The following is a 16342-nucleotide window of genomic DNA, read 5'->3' on the forward strand; positions in this document are numbered from 1 at the left end:
GGAAGCTCGGCCTTGTCGCCGAGCCGCTCTCCGGCTTTCACCCGCTCGGCCCCGGTCTCACCGGGACGCAGCGATCTGCCAACCTCGCCGCGGTCGCCGAACCAGGGGAACGGGATGCCGTTTGCTTCGCTCGATGTCGATGCCCGCGTAGTCGGACGTCGCGTGCGGTGCATCACTCCACCGGCCCAGCGTGAGCAGCGGGGCCAGTGGGGCGACAGCGGCCTTCACCTGCCAGGTCGAGGTCGCGGGCACAGACGGACTGCGCGACCCCCAAGTGGCCCTGGGTGATCCCGGGGACGGCGATGCGACCGCGGCGCATCCGACCCCTATGCCATCGACCGCTCCGGGCACCGCTTCACGGCCGATAGGCGTACCCGCCTACGACAAGGCGTCCAGGACGACTACTGAGCATCACGTCGATGGATCAGGACGCTGCGCTTCGTGCGAGCTGCGGATACGTTCCGCGCGTTGCCGTATGCGCGCGGTCACTCCACCATGGAGGTCTCATCCGGAGGCTGGCCCGGTCGGCTCCGCGGCCGTGGACAGGAGGGGTTCGGCATATGGCCAGGTACTTCGAGAACGATGCCGGTGAACTTGTCCCCGACGCGCTGTCCGGCTTCGCCCGCGCCCACGCGGACCTCGTGGCGTACGACCCCGGTGACGGGTTCTTCACCGCCCGGCACTCCTCACCGGCCCGCCGGGTGGGGCTGCTGTCGGGTGGCGGCTCGGGGCACGAGCCCCTGCACGCCGGATATGTCGGCGCGGGCATGCTCGATGCCGCCTGCCCCGGGAGGGTCTTCGCCTCTCCGCACAACAGGCAGATCTTCCGGGCGTCGCGCGCGGTTGCGGGGCCGGAGGGTGTCCTGCACATCGTCAAGAACTACACCGGCGACCGAATCAATTTTGGTATCGCGGCCGAACGGCTGGCCGCCGCGGGCATCACCTGCGCACGGGTCCTCATCGACGACGACTTGGCCTCCGACTCCGAGAAGATCGCCGCAGGCCGTCGTGGCACGGGCGCCACCATGCTGGTCGAGAAGGTCCTGGGCGGCGCCGCGGACACCGGGATGGGGCTCGAAGGGCTGGTGGAACTCGGCACCGCCCTCGCGGGCCGGTGCCGGACGCTCGCCGCCGCCTCCGCCGCCCACACCGCACCTGCCACTGGTGAGCCCGCGTTCGAGCTGCTGCCCGGGGAACTCGAGTACGGCGTCGGTATCCACGGCGAGCGCGCCGACCGCACCAGGAGCCAGGGCCGCGTGGGCGCACTGGTGGAGGACATGGCCGGCGCCCTGCTGGACGCGTTGCGCCCCGGGCCCGACGACCCGCTCGTGGCGCTGGTCAACAATCTGGGCGCGGTCACCTCCCTGGAGCTGTACGGCATCTTCGGCGAACTGGGCCGCGTCCTCGACGGCCGGGGTGTGCGGCTGGCACGGCACCTCGTGGGCGACTACGTGACCGCGCTCGATATGCGGGGCTTCTCCCTGACCCTCATGGTTGCCGACCACGAAACGCTGGGCTTCTACGATGCGCCGGTCCGCACTCCGGCGTTGCGATGGTGAGCGGCCCGAGGGCCGTTGCCCCGGCGGCCCGCGACAGGAGCAGGAGGACGGCCCCATGACGACCACTGCCGCTTTCGACGGGACACAGACCCGCGACTGGATGCGCCACTTCACCGATTCGGTGTACGCCACCGAGGCCGAGCTGACCGCGCTCGACCAGCAGGTGGGGGACGGCGACTTCGGGACCAATCTCGCGACCGGGGTCCGGGCCGCGGGGCTGCTGTTCGACCGTACGGACGAGTCGGCCGGACCTGCGGAGAGCCTTGGCATCATGGCCACCGCCTTCCTCGACGAGATCGGCGGGACCAGCGGACCCCTGTTCGGTCTGCTGTTCCAGTCGCTGAGCAGGGCCGCCGCCGGCTCCGGTCCGGATCTGACGACGGCCGCACTCGCCGATGGCGCCGCCCAGGGCCTCGCCGCCATCCGCCGTGTGGGCGATGCGTCCCCCGGCGACAAGACCCTGGTCGACGCGCTGGATCCGGCCGTGACCGCACTGCGGGAGGCGGGGACCGCGCCGCCCGCGACCGCGCTGGCCGCGGCGGCGGACGGCGCCTGGCAGGGCGTACGGGGCACCGCGTCCCTGTCGGCACGCATGGGCCGGGCCAGTTACCTCGGTGACCGGGCGACAGGCATTCCCGATCCCGGAGCTGTGGGCATAGCCCTGTTCTTCGCGTCCGCAGCCGGTCCCGTAACCGCCCTGGGGCGTCATCTTCGGCCCACCGGCTGACCGCGCCGAGAGCGAGCGGGGCGCTCTACTCCCCGATCCGGCTGCGGGCCCAGCGCACCAGCTCCCGGTCGGCGAGGCTCTCGACCCACAGGTCCGCCTGCTCCGCCTGGGGACCTGGCGGGCAGGGCCCGAGGCCGAGGACGCGCAGGCCTGCCCGGCGAGCGGACTCCATGCCCGTGAGCGAGTCCTCCACGGCCAGAGCTTCCTCCGGTGGAACACCGCAGAGGCCGACGGCCGCGCTGTAGACATCGGGCTCCGGCTTGGGCCGTACGTCCTCGCCGGCAACCACGACGTGGCTGAAGGCGTCGAGGAGTCCGGCCCGGTCGAGGCACGATTCCACCGTCGCCCGGGGGCAGTTGCTGGCCACCGCCAGGGGGAGATGCCGAGCGGCCAGCCGGACCAGGGCGGCGGCTCCCGGCATCGTGACGGGGTCCTCGTCGACCAGCGCCGTGAAGGTGGTGAGGAGTGTGGCCGCCATGTCGCCCGCGAGGTCCGGCTTCCCGGTCTCATCGGCCATGAGCGCGCCGCACTCGGTGTAGTGCATGCCGTGGGCGCGGTCGGCGAACCCGGCCGGAGGCTTGAGGCCGAAGACCCGGAAGGTAGCGTTCCGGGCCTCCTGCCAGTGTCGTTCCGTGTCCATCAGGGTCCCGTCGCAATCGAAGACGATGGCCGACGGGGACCAGGCAAGGATGTTGCGAGCTGTCATATGACTGCCGTTCTCGGAGAATGCGCCGACCGTTTCGGTGCAGGGGTACACGGGTGGCAGAGAGGTGCCGAGACGCGGGTGACGAATCCGCAGCGATGAGGGAACCTCACGAATGGGCACGGCTACTGCGACCGCGTGCACGTTTACTGAGCGCGTCATGGCCGACGCGGATCGTCGCTTTCGGCTTGAGCCGAAAACATCGTGACGGTTACGTTATTTCGCCCTGTCCGGTTTCCGCAATCACCAATTCGAGTGCATGGAATTGATCCGGTCGCCGGCCATCGGGGAGCGCGAACAGGCCGGGGGAAGGAGCGGAGGCACCCCGAGCCGGAGCAACACCCCTAGTGAGCGGCGTGCACCCGACACAGGACGCAGCGAGGGTCACAGCGGCGCCCCTCACGCGAAGAACCTCTCCCCGACCGGGCGACGGATTGCGTGAAAGTGCGCCCGCACGCACACGACTGACGAATAATAAGATCTTCGCGCGATGCGACTGCACCCTCCACAGAGGGGGCCTGCATTCCCTTGCCGTAGCGATGGAACATTCGAGCGAAGGTGGAACACGCATGCAGGACAGAGCCCGAGAAACCCGCAAGGCACTACTGGAGTCGGCAGCACATCTATTTGCCGAACGAGGGTACGTGGGAACGAGCGTAAATGACATAAGCGATCACTCCGGAAAAACCAGCGGTGCAATCTATTTCCATTACTCGAGCAAGGAAAAGCTGGCCCTGGCGGTGGCCCGTGCACAGTTCGCCACCTGGCCGCAGCTCGCCGCCCCCTACACCGCGCCGGGAATCCCCCCGCTGGAGAAGCTGGTCGTCCTGAGCCTCGGTGTCGCACGCTCCCTCAGCGAGGACGTCGTGGCGCGCGCGGGCGCCCGGCTGTGGGCGGAGCGACGGGGTATCGACGCAGTTGTGCCCACGCCGTTCGAAGCCTGGTCCCTGGCTGCTACCCGGCTTCTCGCCCAGGCCCGCACGCGGGGCGAGCTCGCGGCCGAGGTGAAGCCGTCGGCCGCGGCCGTGACGCTCGTGTGCGCGTTCTTCGGGCTCTGCACACTGACCGACGACCTGCCGGGCGGGCGGGACTGGGGGGAGCAGTTCGACCAGTGGTGGCTGCTGACGCTCAAGTCCTTGCAGGCGGAACCGGATCCGGCCGGCCTGCTCGCCCGTGCACGGGCGCGGGCGCGGATCTCCGTACGGCCGTAGCACAGGACCCAGCCCACCGGATCCGGCGCGTGCGGCAGCCCGGCCGGGATGACGAGCCTCGCGGAACCTGCCGCTGCCGGTCCTCCTCAGCCCGCTTTCGGGTGCGGCTTGGCGCCCGGCTCCGCTCGACCTGCTGGACGATCTCGTCGGCGAGGGGCGTGGGCGCACATGGCGAGGGTGACCCAACGGGTCCAGGAGGGATAGCGGCGGACCTGGTGCTCATCGAGCGCGGCCAGCCCTTTCTCGCTCTGGAAGGTCTGCTCCACCCGCCATTTGAATCCGGCGGCCTTCACCACGGTGGTCAATGGCACCGAGCCGGTTAAGTAGCAGCGGCCGTAAGCGAGTTAACCGGTCTTGCGGTTGCGACGCATCAGCAACTGGCGGTGGCCCGACTCCGCTTCGGTTACGACGCACGGGGGCGGAGAGCCGTGACAATGGATGACGACCACAGCGCGGCCACAGGTTTCTGACATTCCTCTGACATCACCCAGCGACTCTCTTCTCCCGGCTCCGCGCCGGAAGATCCCGCATTGCCTTCAAGGAGAGAGTCACGCATGGAGATACTCAGCCGCATGCGGCGCACGGCCGCGGTACTCGGTCTGTGTGCGGCACTGGTCGCCGTCCCCGCCGCGGCGTCGGCCGAGCCTGCCGTGCCGAAGACGCCGCGGATACCCGTCGTCACCACGGAACAGATCATGCCGCACCTGCGGGCACTGCAGTCGATCGCGGACCGCACCGGAGGCAACCGCGCCCACGGCACCAAGGGCTTCCAGCAGTCGCTGGCGTACGTGAAGGGCGTGCTGGACAAGGCGGGCTTCCGCACCAGCCTGCGGCCCTTCACCCACGACGGCACCGTTGGACACAACCTCATCGCCGACTGGCCCGGGGGCGACCCGGACCACACCGTGCTCGTCGGCGCGCATCTCGACAGCGTCGAGGCCGGGCCCGGTATGAACGACAACGGCTCCGGCTCGGCCGCCGTGCTCGCCACCGCCGTCGCCATGTCGCGGGCGGGAGTCGCGCCGAAGCGGCATCTGCGGTTCGCGTGGTGGGGAGCGGAGGAGCAGGGCCTGATCGGCTCCAAGGACTACGTGCGCAAGCTCTCCGCCGCCGGACGCAAGAAGATCGACGTCTACCTCAACTTCGACATGACCGGCTCCAGGCACGTGCAGCAGTGGTTCGTCGTCCACGACGACCCCAGGGCCACGGACGCGTTCGAGGCGTACTTCGCGGCCAAGGGGCTGCCCACCTTCGACATCGGCATCGGCGGCTCGGACCACGAGTCGTTCGGCGATGCCGGAATCCCCGTCTCCGGCTTCACCACCGGCATCGGCGACTGCCTCCACGATGCATGCGACCGCATCGACAACGTGGACCCCGGGACCGAGACCGTCAGTACCGACGCCGTTCTCGGCGTGACCTGGCAGCTCGCCACACACTGATCACCGACCACCGCCCCCACGGTCAGGAGCAGGACATATGCGCAGTACGACGAAACGGCACCGATACCCCGCGGTGGTGGGCTTCCTGGCAGGCAGCGTGCTCCTGGCCGTCGCGCCCTCCGCGGCCGGCACCGGCGGCGAGTCCGGTGTGGGAGACCCGTACTTCCCCGACGACGGCAACCCCGGATACGACGTCTCCCACTACGACGTCCGTGTGGCCTACGACCCGGCCCGCCCCCACCACCTCGACGGCGACACCACCGTCACCGCCACGGCCACCGGCGGACTCGACCGCTTCCATCTGGACCTGGAAGGCTTCCAGGTCGGCTCGGTCACTGTCGACGGTGTCCCCGTCAAAAGCTTCACCCGCAGCGGGGCACACGAACTGGTCATCACCCCGGCCGGCCCGATCGCCAAGGGCACGAAGTTCGCCGTCCGCGTCCGCTACTCCGGCAAGCCCGTCGGCGAGAGCTGGCACCGGCTCACCAACGGCGGAGCGAGCGTGACCGGCGAGCCGCATTCCGCCACCGCCTGGTACCCCGCCAACGACCACCCGTCCGACAAGGCGACCTTCCGGCTCACCGCGACGGTCCCCGACACATGGACCGTGATCAGCAACGGCCGCCCCGGCCCGACCACCTCCCCGGCCAAAGGCAGAAAGACCTTCCGCTGGTACGAGGACAAGCCGCTCGCCACCTACCTCAGCACTCTCGCCATCGACAAATTCACGGTTCGCACGTCGAAACTCGCCGATGGCACCCCGGTCATCAACGCCTACAGCCCCGGCGCCGTGATCGACCCGGAGTCCGAGGCACTGCTCCCGGAGATCATCGGCTTCCTGGCCTCGAAGTTCGGCCCGTACCCCTTCTCCTCGGCCGGCGGCATCGTCATCAACGGCGAAGCCGACGAGGGTGGCAACGGCCCCCTCGCGCTCGAGACGCAGAGCCGTCCGACGTACAGCGGAGTGATGTTCGACGCCTCGATGGTGCACGAGTACGCCCATCAGTGGTTCGGCGACAGCGTCTCCTTCTCGGACTGGCGTGACGGCTGCATCGCCGAGTGCGTCGCTCAGTACACCAACCAGCTGTGGGACGAGAAGGACGGCGCCGACCTCGACACCGGCTTCTACGCCGGCATGGTGGAGCAGAGCGAACAGGACCCCGGCTTCTGGAGCGTGAAGCTCTACGACCCGGGCCAGGGCAAGGAGCTGGACCCGGCGCTGTACGACAAGGGGTCGATGATGATGCACGCCCTGCGGCGGACCATCGGGGACGCCGCCTTCTTCGGGACCCTCCGGCAGTGGCAGAAGGAGCACCGCTACGGCAACGCCACCTGGCCCCAGTTCGAAGCACTCGCGAAGAAGATCTCCGGCCGGCCCGACCTCACCGGATTCTTCGACGCCTGGGCACACGGCACCACCGCCCCGAAACGGAAGTACCTGTACCCCGGAAGCCTCGGCCGCCTTCGCTGATCTGCCGCAGAGTGCCGGTCAGCGCAGGGTGGTCGAGGCGGCGACGGGCAGGTGGTCGCTGCCGGTGGCGCGCAGCGTACGGACGTGGTCGGCGGTCGCGGAACGGGCGATGACCTGATCGATCCGAGCCAGTGGGGGGCGACGGCCGGGACGTACTCGGGCATCCCGGTGTGACGGCGGCACGGCTGTCGGACCGACAGACCGCTGACGCTCGCGGCGCCTCCTGCGCCGGCTTCACCGAAGCGCACAAGCCCGGCTTCAGGAAGATCCGAGGTCGTCAAGCGGCAGGTGAGCTCCTCCCCCGCGAACCTGTACACACCTGTACAGGAGGAGCGGATGCCGTGCTTGCCCTGGTTCAGCCTGCGGTGAAGGCTTTCAGGTCATCGTGTCCCCGCCGGTTTCGGTAGTGCGCACCCCGCTGCCGCCAGGTTGAGTTTGTTGCCCGTGGTGAAGCACGCCGGTATGCCGTATGTCTCCTCGGCGTAGCCAATGCCCTTGCGGACGGTGACGGTGCCCTGTTCGTTCACCTCGCAGGGGTTGTCGAGGGTGCATTGTCCACCGCTCTCGTTCGTGGTGTTGTTGATCGCCGTGATCTCTCCCGTCATCGTGTCGATGACGGGAGAGCCTGAAGTGCCGCCGATTACCTGGCACTCCGGGGTGTAGCGGACGGCGTCCTTCCACGTCCACTGGTCCTCCTTCAGACGGTACGCGAACCCGTCGACCGAGCAGGAGTAGACCTTTTTCCAATAGCCGGAGACCACGTTGACCGGATGGCCCTGTACCGGGTGGGCGGCGGACAGCGTCAGCGGGGCAATCCCGCTGGATTGCTGAATCTGGGCGTACGTCTTGGTCAGCCGGTAGAGCGTCACGTCGGTGTCGGTCATCGTCGCGTAGACGACCTGGCTCGCCTTGAGTGTTCCGGCACTGCCCGCCGAGGCGTTGAGCAGCGTGAAGCTGCGGGTCGAGGATTTGCCGGTGATGACCTGGCCTGCACTGGGAAAGCCGGTTTCGAGGCAGTGACCGTTCGTCATGACCAGGGCAGGGTCCGCCGGCTGCGAGTTCGGCATGCGGACCAGGGAGCCCGAACAGTTACTGAGTGCGACCGTGCCGGCGAAGGAGGCGGCCCGAGTTCCTGCGTGGGTCGCCGTTCCCGCATCGGGTCGTGTGCCCGGCGTCGCGACGCCGGAGGCGGCCTGGCCGCCCCCGGCCGGGGCGGCGGTGGCAGTGGCCGTGGTTCCGGCCAGGGCAGCTGCGCCGAAGGTGAGCGTGGCCAGAGTGGCGAGGAGAGGCTTGCGCATGGTGGATCCTCTCGGGTGGGGCCGGGAGCCGACCGGCACCCGGACGGCAAAGAGTCGAGGCATTGTCCGTGCACCGACAACGAGCCCGCTACCCCACCGCTCCTCTCTGGCGCTTTTCGCACTGTTGACAACTGCCCTGTCCGGCACCGCCGAGAAGGCTGTCCAGAGCGGCGAGCACTCCGGTCTCCAGCAGGCGTACAACAATGGCGCCAGCTCCAGCAGCGACTCGTAGATCACGTGATCCGACTGCGTACGCGGCGGGTACGAGACCGAGTCGCACTTTTGCCCCGTGTACCGGTGGAACGTCCGCCACGCTGGGCCGTGTACAGCAACTCCACCGGCGCCGGTTTCCAGGCGAGGCTCTCGCGGACCTCGTCCTCGACAACTGGACACACACCCCTGCATCCACCATCCGCCCCCAGCGCCCGTGTAACTGTCCTTGATCCACAGGACAGTTACATGCGCACTGGAGCGCGAACGATTATGCGTACCACTCGACAGAGCACCGCAGTGGCGCGGTTCATGGTGGCCCGCTGACCCCGGCCTCGCGCCAGAGATTGTTCTTGCCGGTCGCCGACAGGACCGCCGCCCGGATATCGGGGCGCCACTCCTTGCGCGCGAGCGCCGGCCGGCCCGAACATCGACGTACCGGAGGGCCGGCATTCCAGGCCGCCAGCTGTCGCAGGATGCGGGATGATCGGCAGCATGATCACCACTTCCCGACGTTCCGTCCTGACCGTCCTCGCCGCCGCCGGCCTCGGCACCGCGCTCCCCGCCACGCTCGGTGCCGCGCCCGCGTCCGCCGCAACCGACCTGTACAGCTCCAACACGGACCTCTACCAGAAGCTCGCCGGACGCGAGGGCATCGACTTCGCGCGCCGCTACCAGCGCCACGCGTACATCGACAACGACCAGGCCACGAGACCGGGTTCGTACGCCCGGACCGCGATCCTCGCCCTGCACGGCGGCGGCATCGAGGTCGGCACCTCCGAACTGTGCCTGGGCATAGCCGGCTACACCCCGAAGGACCTCACACCCCACTACGGGACCGGGGCGCCGCTCCACGACTACTGGATGTTCGAGGGCATGAGAACCAGCGGGGGCAACTCCGAGCTGCATGTCACGTCCACCCACTGCGACGACCGCGTGGCACTCTCGCTCGCGGCCGGTGCCCTCAACGCCGTGAGCGTCCACGGCTGTACGGCCGCCCAGGCGGGCGCCCCCGCGTCCCGCCCCGAGGCGGTGGTGATCGGTGGCCTCAACAGCGTCCTGCGCCAGTACCTCGGCGAGGCCCTGCGCGCGGCGGGCGTCCAGACGATCGAGGGCTCCGCCGACGGCGACATCGACGGGGTCCACCCCAGCAACATCTGCAACCGTACCCTGCTCGGCATGGGCGCCCAGCTGGAGCTGACGACGGAGTTGCGGGTGAGCATGTTCGGCACCAACACCCTCAAGGGCAGGGCTGGTTCGGTCAACGCGGAGTTCTGGAAGTTCACGGACGCGGTGCGGGCGGCGGTGGCCCGCATGGAGGCGGATCCGTCCCAGGCCGTCCTCTGAGCGCACCCGGCGCCTCGAGGTGGACGAGCACGACGGAAGCGCGGCCGCCAGGGGCGCCTGAAAGTGAGCCAGAACCAGCACTCGTGATCAGAGCCACCGAAGCGACCTGGCCGCGAGCCCGGCGAGCCCGGTGCTGGAGCTTCGCCGACGTCGATACCTCCTCCCGGGACCACAGCGTCTGCGACGCCACCAAGTGGGCGGAAGGCCGGATCACCATCTGCGACAACGACCCCCAGCTGCCCCTGGTGCACCCCAACGCCCTCGGCCAACGCAACGCCGCCGACCACGTCGAACGCGCGATGCTCAACGCCATCAGCTGGAGCTGACCCCACCGCACCCCCACGGGGCACACCCGCAGCGAACCGGCCCCCGGCATTCAGCCGAGGGCCGGTTCCGCGTTCCAGGTCGACCCCAGATCCGGCCCCTCACGTCTGGGAGACAGGATCAAGGGCGAGCCGCTGGCCTCCACGCCCCGTCGTCAAGTGGTGTGCACCGTCACCCCGCCGTGCAGCCCTGCCTGACCGGGGGCCTCGCCGACTGAAACGGGCCTGCGGCGCGGGGGCGCGCCCGTCACACACGGCAGAGGCGCGTTCGGGCCCGATCAGTGCCGACCGCGGCTGCGGCGGCGCTCGGCCGCGGTGGGTGTCAGGTCCCGCAACCGGTCGCGGACCGCGCGGCCGCAGGCCCTGTTCAACTGTCGTCACTTCACGTGGCGTCCGGTTCCGCCTCGCCGCCGTGATCTCGGCTTTCGGAGTCCTCCTGTCCGGAGCAAACCAATCGCCCCCACGTCGATGCTCCCGTATGGTTCGCGGGTTGTCGTGGCGGAGAGGCGGATCGGAACGTGGCACCCAGGGCAGTGAAGCGGGAGCAGTTGGGGAGTGCAGCGCGGGCCGCGCTGGGCGGCGGTCGGCGACTGGAGACGGTCGAGCGGGTCGCGGGCGGCAGCAAGAAGGGCGTGTACCGCCTGGTGATGGACGACGCGACGACAGCGATCGCCTACCTATGGGACGGCGCCGAGAACTACTGGCCGGCAGCCGAGGGCGACGACGACCTCACCGACCCGTTCTCGCCCGGTCTCGGGCTCGATCTATTCCAGGCCGCGCACGCCCGGCTGGACGCGCTCGGCGTTCGCGTTCCAGCAGTCCGGCTCGTCGATCGCGACGGTACTCATTGCCCGGCCGACCTTGCGATCGTCGAGGACCTTCCGGGTGAGAGCCTGCAGGAGTTGCTCGCGCGGGATCCAGGTGCTGCTGCTCCGGTTATGGCGCGGCTCGCGGAGTCGCTGGAGGCGATGCGACGTCACCGCGCACCGGCGTACGGCAAAGTGGCAGTGGTCGACGGAGGAGGAACCTCGCGCGTCACGTCGTGCGAGGGAGTAGTTCTCGACCGTGCGCTGCGGGACCTTGCCGAGGCGGCGTCGCGCGATTCGCGGATCGCGGCCGCCCGCGACCGCCTGGAGGAGCGGCTGCTGATCTTGGCGGCGGCGGTGCAACCACGCGCGGAGTACGCGGTCGTGCACGGCGAACTGGGCCCCGACCACGTGCTTGTGGACGAGAGCGGGGACCCCGTGACGATCGACATCGAGGGATTGATGTACTTCGACGTCGAGTGGGAGCACGTGTTTCTGCGAATCCGCCTGCACGATGCCTACCAGCGGCTGGAGGTGGATGGCTTGGACGAGGACCGGCTGGCGCTCTACATGCTCGCGCAGCGTTTGTCTCTGACGGCGGGTCCGCTGCGGCTGCTCGACGGCGATTTCCCTTACCGGGCGTTCATGGCGGGCATCGCCGAGTACAACCTGAAGCAGGCATTGGAACTGGCCCACGCCTGAACTTCCGGGTGTCAACTTGTTCGGCAAGTAACAGGACGAGGTGGGTCGGGGCTGCTTCCCCGGTGGGAAGGCGAGGCGTACATGTCGATGTCCCGGGACAGTCTCATGCTCGAGTGGCACGGGCGCGGCGCAGAGCTTCGGACGCCGCGGCCTGGCGGCGGCGCTGGATGCGGGCCTGCTCGATCGGGGCCGGCGCATCGTCCGGCACGACATCGGGCTCGGGGAATGCCCGGTGGCTGAGCTCGCGCGGCGCCGGGCTCTGCCGTTCCACCGCCTCCGCGATCCCGGGTCCACCCGGGACGGCGCGCTGGCCTCATGGTGCGCGGCGAGCGCGCGGTCGTAGCCCTCCACGCCGTCTCCCTTGTCTTCGCCGGACCGGTGGGCGCGGGCGGAGTCGGGTCTGCTGGGTCGGCTTCGGCCGGACCGGGCGCAGGCGCGGCGCCGGGTTGCAGGATCCGCAGGCGCGCACGACGGTGTGGCCGCCCGCTCCCTTGTTGGCGGCCGCGGGGACCCGGGTCTGTTCCAAGCGGGTCTGCGTGGCCCAGGCCGACGGTTCGGGGCACACGGTGGGCCGGCCAGAGCCCGGGTACTGTGCCACGGCGGCGACGTGCCCGGCGAGTTCGGTAGCAAGGGCAGCGCAGCGCTGGCGCAGCGTCGCGTCGGCGGCCCGGAGCTCCCGGGCCCGTTCGGTGACCAGCGCGCCGATCGCCGCTGCGAGGCCCATCGGCTCGCGCCCGTCGCGCCGCACCGTACGGACCGGCCGCGTCTTCTTCTTCGTTCTTCTTCGCCTTGTGGCTGCTGCCGTTGTTGCGGGCCGCCTCCATCGCGGCCCGCAGCGAGACCCTCGCCAGGTCGACGCCGGACCTCTCGCCGCCGCTCAGGCCTGCCCCCAGGTGGTGAATGTAGGTTCCGGCGAGCCGTGTCCTCTGGAGCTGCAGTGACCTGCACTTTCAGGCCGGATTCCGCGGTCGTGCCAGTGACACAGTCCCGCTTTCGTGTCATTTTCCTCAGCGAACGGAAGAGCCAACGGCCGCTCACTGATGGCGGCTCCAGTCGGCGGACCTCGGCCCGTGACGCCGCAGCCGCTGGTCATTGACCTGAACCTCTAGATGAGGCCAGGCTGTGGCCAGGCGCGAAAGATCGGCATCCTCCGGCAGGGGCACCGAACCCAGCGACTCGTCCGGCTTGAAATGGGCCGGCGTCCCGGTCGTGCCATCGACCTCGACGGGTTCAAGGTCACTCACGGGAACGCCGTGTTCGTAGCGCTGGGTCCAGGCCCCATTGAGGCGACGGTTGGTATGGACTAGGGCGTGTCCTGTAGGTCGGCACGCAGCCATAACACGATGGCGGCGATGATGATTTCTGAGCGGTAGTAGGTGACGCGGGTGGCGATCGCGCGGAACTGTTTGAGTCGGTTGAAGCAGCGCTCGACGACGTTGCGGCCGGTGTAGCGCTCGGGATCGAAGGCGGGTGGGCGTCCGCCGCGGGAGCCCTTGGCTTTGCGGCGGGCGATCTGGTCGCTGCGTTCCGGGCTGGTGAGCGCGATCCCGCGAGCTCAACAATCGACCGGCTCCGCTGATCGACATCCACGCCGTTTGAACAGAGTCCCGATTTCACCCACCTCGCCAGACCGCGCGGGGTTACACCGAGTGACCGGCCTCGAACGTCGAAACGATGCCGCCGACCGCAGATCGGCAGGTCCGATCTGTCCGAGCATCGGTGCCGTTCCCATTCCCGGCTTCCCAGCGTCGTGCGCGCATAACGCTAGGCTGACCGGCAAAAGAGACACTCATTCATGCGATCACGAAAACCACGCGCGATCCTCGCTGCCGCGTTCTTTGCGGCGGTGACTGCGGTGGTGCTCACCAGACGTTACCGGCCGGCGCTCAAGATGACGGGGCTTCGCAACCCGGTACCCGGCCGGCGGTTATGGGTGTCGGCAGGCTGGCCGTCACAGCCGCGTCCACCAGCGGACTCCAGTTGACCGCCAACGAGCGTGAACGCATCTCGAAGTCCATCGCGGCGGTTACCACCGATTCCGATATCGGTGCTGCGCTCACCGTTCGGCGCCGTCGGTCGCCGGCGCGACTGAGCCGTCCACCGCGTGCACCAGAGCCTGGTAGAGCAGATACGGGCCGGCGCCGCTGTAACCCCCCGCCGAACAGGTGCCCGAGGAGAAGTGTCGCCGTTATCATTGACCGGTGACCGGCAACCTTGAGACGTTCCAGGACGAGCTGGCCGCCAGCGGGTTTCCGCCGCTGGTCAACAAGCTGGCCGGGGCCGGCTTCCGGGGCCGGATCGCCACCCGTGACCTCGGGCCGCTGCGGCTGGTCTCCCTCGTTACGCCCGAGAGCGCCTGCATCGGGCGGGAACGCGATGCCTCCGACGGCGAGAACCTGGCGGTCAAGGTGATGACCCGGGGCCGGACGCGGATCGAGCAAGGGCGCGGCGACGCCGAACTCGGGCCGACCGACCTGGTACTGCTCGATCCCACGCGTACGCTCCGGTTCGAGAGCACCGCCGCGGCGCACGTCACCATCCTGGTTCCGCGCCGGGAGCTTCGGATCCGGCCCGCGCAGATCGACCGGCTCATCGGCGTACGCATCGACGGCAGCCGCGGCCCGGGCGCTCTCGTCTCCGTGCTGGCCCGGGAGTCGGCGTGGTCGGTGACCGAGTTCCGCGAGGCGGAGGCGCTGCGGTCGGCGGCGGCCGTCGTCGAGCTGATCGCGGTCGCACTGGAGGCCCGGCTCGGCGACGAACAACCGGCCCCGGACGAGTGGCTGCGGAGCCGGATCGCCGGCTACATCGAGACCCGGCTGGCCGATCCCGATCTGTCCCCGCCCGGCATCGCCGCCACCCACAACATATCCGTACGCCGGCTGCACAAGCTGTTCGAGGACCAGCCGCTCACCGTCGCGGCCCTGGTCCGCCGTCGCCGCCTGGAGCGCTGCCGGGCCGAGCTGACCGGAAGCGGACGTACGGTCACCGCCGTGGCCGCCCGGTGGGGATTCTCCGATCCCACCCATTTCAGCAAGCTCTTCAAGGCGACGTACGGCTACAACGCCCGTGCACTGGTAACCAGCAACCGTGCACAGACGACCAAGACGCGCACAGCCGGCCCGGACAAGGATGGTGGTGACCAAGGCAGGCAATAGCAAGAGGAGAAGTCGTGGCGAAGGTAAACATCGTCCGCCCCGGTGAGGGCGAGATCCTCGGCAGCGGGGCGCAGCAGATCCGCATCCTGGAGAACGGCGAGCACACCGACCATCGGCTGGGGTTCGCCGAGGTCACCATTCCGCCGGGCACCCCGAGCCCGTTGCAGCATCGTCACGCCCAGCATGACGAGGGCTTCTACGTGCTGGCGGGAACTTTCCGGTTCACCGTCGGCGAGGACCAATACGACGCCGGGCCGGGCACCTGGGTCATCGTGCCGACCGGGGCGCCGCACACGTTCGCCAACGTCGGCGACGAGAACGCGGTCATGCTGAACACCTTCACGCCGGACCTGTATGTGCAGTACTTCCGCGACTTCAAGGCCATGATCGATTCCGGGCAGCCGGTCAACGCCGAGACCATGCAACCGCTCTGGAAGAACTACGCCACCGAGATCTCGAACGAATACGCCTCGTGAAGCGCCTTCAATACGACCGCTACGGCGGCCCGGAGGTGATGCGGCTCGCTGAGTTCGAGCCACCACGCCCGGGTCCGGATGAGGTTCTCGTCCGCGTCCGAGCGGCGGCTTCCAACGCGCTGGACTGGAAGATGCGCAACGGCGGGATGAAGCTGATGACCGGCCGCTCCTTTCCCCGGGCGATGGGGCACGACTTCGCCGGAGTCGTCGAGGCGGTCGGCTCCGGCGTCACCCGCCTGAAGGCCGGCGACGCGGTACTCGGCCGGGCTCGGTTCCGGCAGGCGGGGGCGTTCGCCGAGATGGTGACGGCCCCGGAGAAGGCGGTCGTACTCAAACCGGTGGACCTTTCGTACGAGCAGGCCGCCGCGCTGCCGACCGTGGGCGTGACCGCCTACCAGGCCACGGCGGAGGTCCGTCCCGGGCAGGCGGTCTTCGTCAACGGGTGCCTGGGCGGGGTGGGCCGGGCCGCCGTCCAGTTTGCCCGGGCGCGGGGAGCCTCGGTCGCCGGCAGTTGCCGCAACCCTGCGGCTGACGAGGCCCACGAGCTCGGCGTCGAGCCGGTCGTGGGTTTCGGCTTCGACCCGGCCGCCCTCGCTGAACGGTTCGATCTCGTCCTCGACACGCCCGGCATGCTTCCCTTCGCCGCGGCCCGAACGCTGCTGAAGCCCGGCGGAACCATCGTCGACATCGTCCCGACCCCGGCCAAAATGATCAGAAGCGCACTGCCCGGCCCGTTCCGGGCGATGATGGGCCGGCCGGTGGCCGCAGACCTGGAGGAGGTGGCCCGGACCCTGCGCCTGCCCATCGCCCGTACGGTCCCGTTGGCCGAGGCGATTCCCGCCCTGACGGAGCTGGAGCGCGAGCAGCGCCCGAAGGGCGGCAAACTGGTCATCGCCATGGCCGGAAGCTAAG

14 protein-coding genes and 3 pseudogenes are annotated in these 16342 nt (G+C 69.4%); 11 read left to right on the forward strand and 6 right to left on the reverse strand.

Features of this window, described 5'->3' with window-relative positions:
- The first annotated feature begins 560 nt into the window (after nucleotides 1–560).
- Together EDD93_RS37480 and dhaL are read left to right on the forward strand one after the other, a co-directional pair.
- A complete protein-coding gene (locus EDD93_RS37480; RefSeq protein WP_123531148.1) occupies nucleotides 561–1559 on the forward strand; it encodes a dihydroxyacetone kinase subunit DhaK in 999 nt (332 codons plus the stop codon).
- A 55-nt stretch (nucleotides 1560–1614) separates the two neighbouring features.
- On the forward strand, nucleotides 1615–2286 hold the full coding sequence (gene dhaL / locus EDD93_RS37485) for a dihydroxyacetone kinase subunit DhaL (protein ID WP_123531150.1): 672 nt from the start codon (nucleotides 1615–1617) through the stop codon (nucleotides 2284–2286).
- Between the two features lie 25 nt (nucleotides 2287–2311).
- Here the strand turns inward: dhaL and EDD93_RS37490 are convergent, their stop codons facing one another.
- Entirely contained in the window at nucleotides 2312–2992 is a 681-nt protein-coding gene (locus EDD93_RS37490; protein WP_123531152.1) for an HAD family phosphatase, read from the reverse strand.
- A gap of 566 nt (nucleotides 2993–3558) precedes the next feature.
- On the opposite strand from EDD93_RS37490, the gene EDD93_RS37495 reads away from it, so the two are divergent.
- Nucleotides 3559–4200, forward strand: a complete 642-nt coding sequence (locus EDD93_RS37495; protein ID WP_123531154.1) for a ScbR family autoregulator-binding transcription factor — start codon at nucleotides 3559–3561, stop codon at nucleotides 4198–4200.
- Between the two features lie 155 nt (nucleotides 4201–4355).
- Here the strand turns inward: EDD93_RS37495 and EDD93_RS40600 are convergent.
- Nucleotides 4356–4589 (reverse strand): annotated as a pseudogene (locus tag EDD93_RS40600) (IS701 family transposase); the annotation flags it as partial.
- A 165-nt stretch (nucleotides 4590–4754) separates the two neighbouring features.
- Between EDD93_RS40600 and EDD93_RS37505 the strand changes: the two are divergent.
- Entirely contained in the window at nucleotides 4755–5642 is an 888-nt protein-coding gene (locus EDD93_RS37505; protein ID WP_123531156.1) for a M20/M25/M40 family metallo-hydrolase, read from the forward strand.
- Nucleotides 5643–5679: 37 nt separating this feature from the next.
- Entirely contained in the window at nucleotides 5680–7113 is a 1434-nt protein-coding gene (locus EDD93_RS37510; protein WP_185092641.1) for a M1 family metallopeptidase, read from the forward strand.
- Between the two features lie 18 nt (nucleotides 7114–7131).
- Here EDD93_RS37510 and EDD93_RS40605 read toward each other — a convergent pair.
- Nucleotides 7132–7248 (reverse strand): annotated as a pseudogene (locus tag EDD93_RS40605) (endonuclease/exonuclease/phosphatase family protein); the annotation flags it as partial.
- A 245-nt stretch (nucleotides 7249–7493) separates the two neighbouring features.
- The gene (locus EDD93_RS37520) at nucleotides 7494–8411 is read right to left on the reverse strand and encodes a serine protease (protein ID WP_123531158.1); all 918 of its coding nucleotides are present in this window, start codon (nucleotides 8409–8411) and stop codon (nucleotides 7494–7496) included.
- Between the two features lie 705 nt (nucleotides 8412–9116).
- Here EDD93_RS37520 and EDD93_RS37525 point away from each other — a divergent pair.
- The 3 genes from EDD93_RS37525 (at nucleotide 9117) to EDD93_RS37535 (ending at nucleotide 11799) form a co-directional block, all read left to right on the forward strand.
- The gene (locus EDD93_RS37525) at nucleotides 9117–9968 is read left to right on the forward strand and encodes a poly-gamma-glutamate hydrolase family protein (protein WP_123531667.1); all 852 of its coding nucleotides are present in this window, start codon (nucleotides 9117–9119) and stop codon (nucleotides 9966–9968) included.
- Between the two features lie 83 nt (nucleotides 9969–10051).
- Nucleotides 10052–10294, forward strand: coding sequence for a hypothetical protein (locus tag EDD93_RS37530; RefSeq protein ID WP_260256114.1), 243 nt, complete (start codon nucleotides 10052–10054; stop codon nucleotides 10292–10294).
- Between the two features lie 530 nt (nucleotides 10295–10824).
- On the forward strand, nucleotides 10825–11799 hold the full coding sequence (locus EDD93_RS37535; RefSeq protein WP_123531160.1) for a phosphotransferase family protein: 975 nt from the start codon (nucleotides 10825–10827) through the stop codon (nucleotides 11797–11799).
- Nucleotides 11800–12833: 1034 nt separating this feature from the next.
- Here the strand turns inward: EDD93_RS37535 and EDD93_RS39995 are convergent.
- Nucleotides 12834–13043: a hypothetical protein gene (locus EDD93_RS39995; RefSeq protein ID WP_221217383.1), complete on the reverse strand. Its 210-nt coding sequence runs from the start codon at nucleotides 13041–13043 to the stop codon at nucleotides 12834–12836.
- 59 nt (nucleotides 13044–13102) lie between these two features.
- Nucleotides 13103–13351: pseudogene (locus EDD93_RS37550) on the reverse strand (IS5/IS1182 family transposase); the annotation flags it as partial.
- Nucleotides 13352–14000: 649 nt separating this feature from the next.
- Here EDD93_RS37550 and EDD93_RS37555 point away from each other — a divergent pair.
- Genes EDD93_RS37555 through EDD93_RS37565 form a run of 3 tightly spaced genes read left to right on the forward strand, consistent with a single transcriptional unit; the run spans nucleotide 14001 to nucleotide 16341 of the window.
- Nucleotides 14001–14954 (forward strand): helix-turn-helix domain-containing protein, encoded by a 954-nt coding sequence (locus EDD93_RS37555; protein WP_123531162.1) that lies wholly within the window; start codon nucleotides 14001–14003, stop codon nucleotides 14952–14954.
- A 14-nt stretch (nucleotides 14955–14968) separates the two neighbouring features.
- Nucleotides 14969–15430: a cupin domain-containing protein gene (locus EDD93_RS37560; protein WP_024494953.1), complete on the forward strand. Its 462-nt coding sequence runs from the start codon at nucleotides 14969–14971 to the stop codon at nucleotides 15428–15430.
- A complete protein-coding gene (locus EDD93_RS37565; RefSeq protein ID WP_260256116.1) occupies nucleotides 15427–16341 on the forward strand; it encodes an NADP-dependent oxidoreductase in 915 nt (304 codons plus the stop codon). The genes EDD93_RS37560 and EDD93_RS37565 overlap by 4 nt, the downstream gene beginning before the upstream one ends.
- The last annotated feature ends 1 nt before the right edge of the window (nucleotide 16342 follow it).

The sequence above is a fragment of the Streptomyces sp. 840.1 genome (genome assembly GCF_003751445.1).
Taxonomy (GTDB): Bacteria; Actinomycetota; Actinomycetes; order Streptomycetales; family Streptomycetaceae; genus Streptomyces.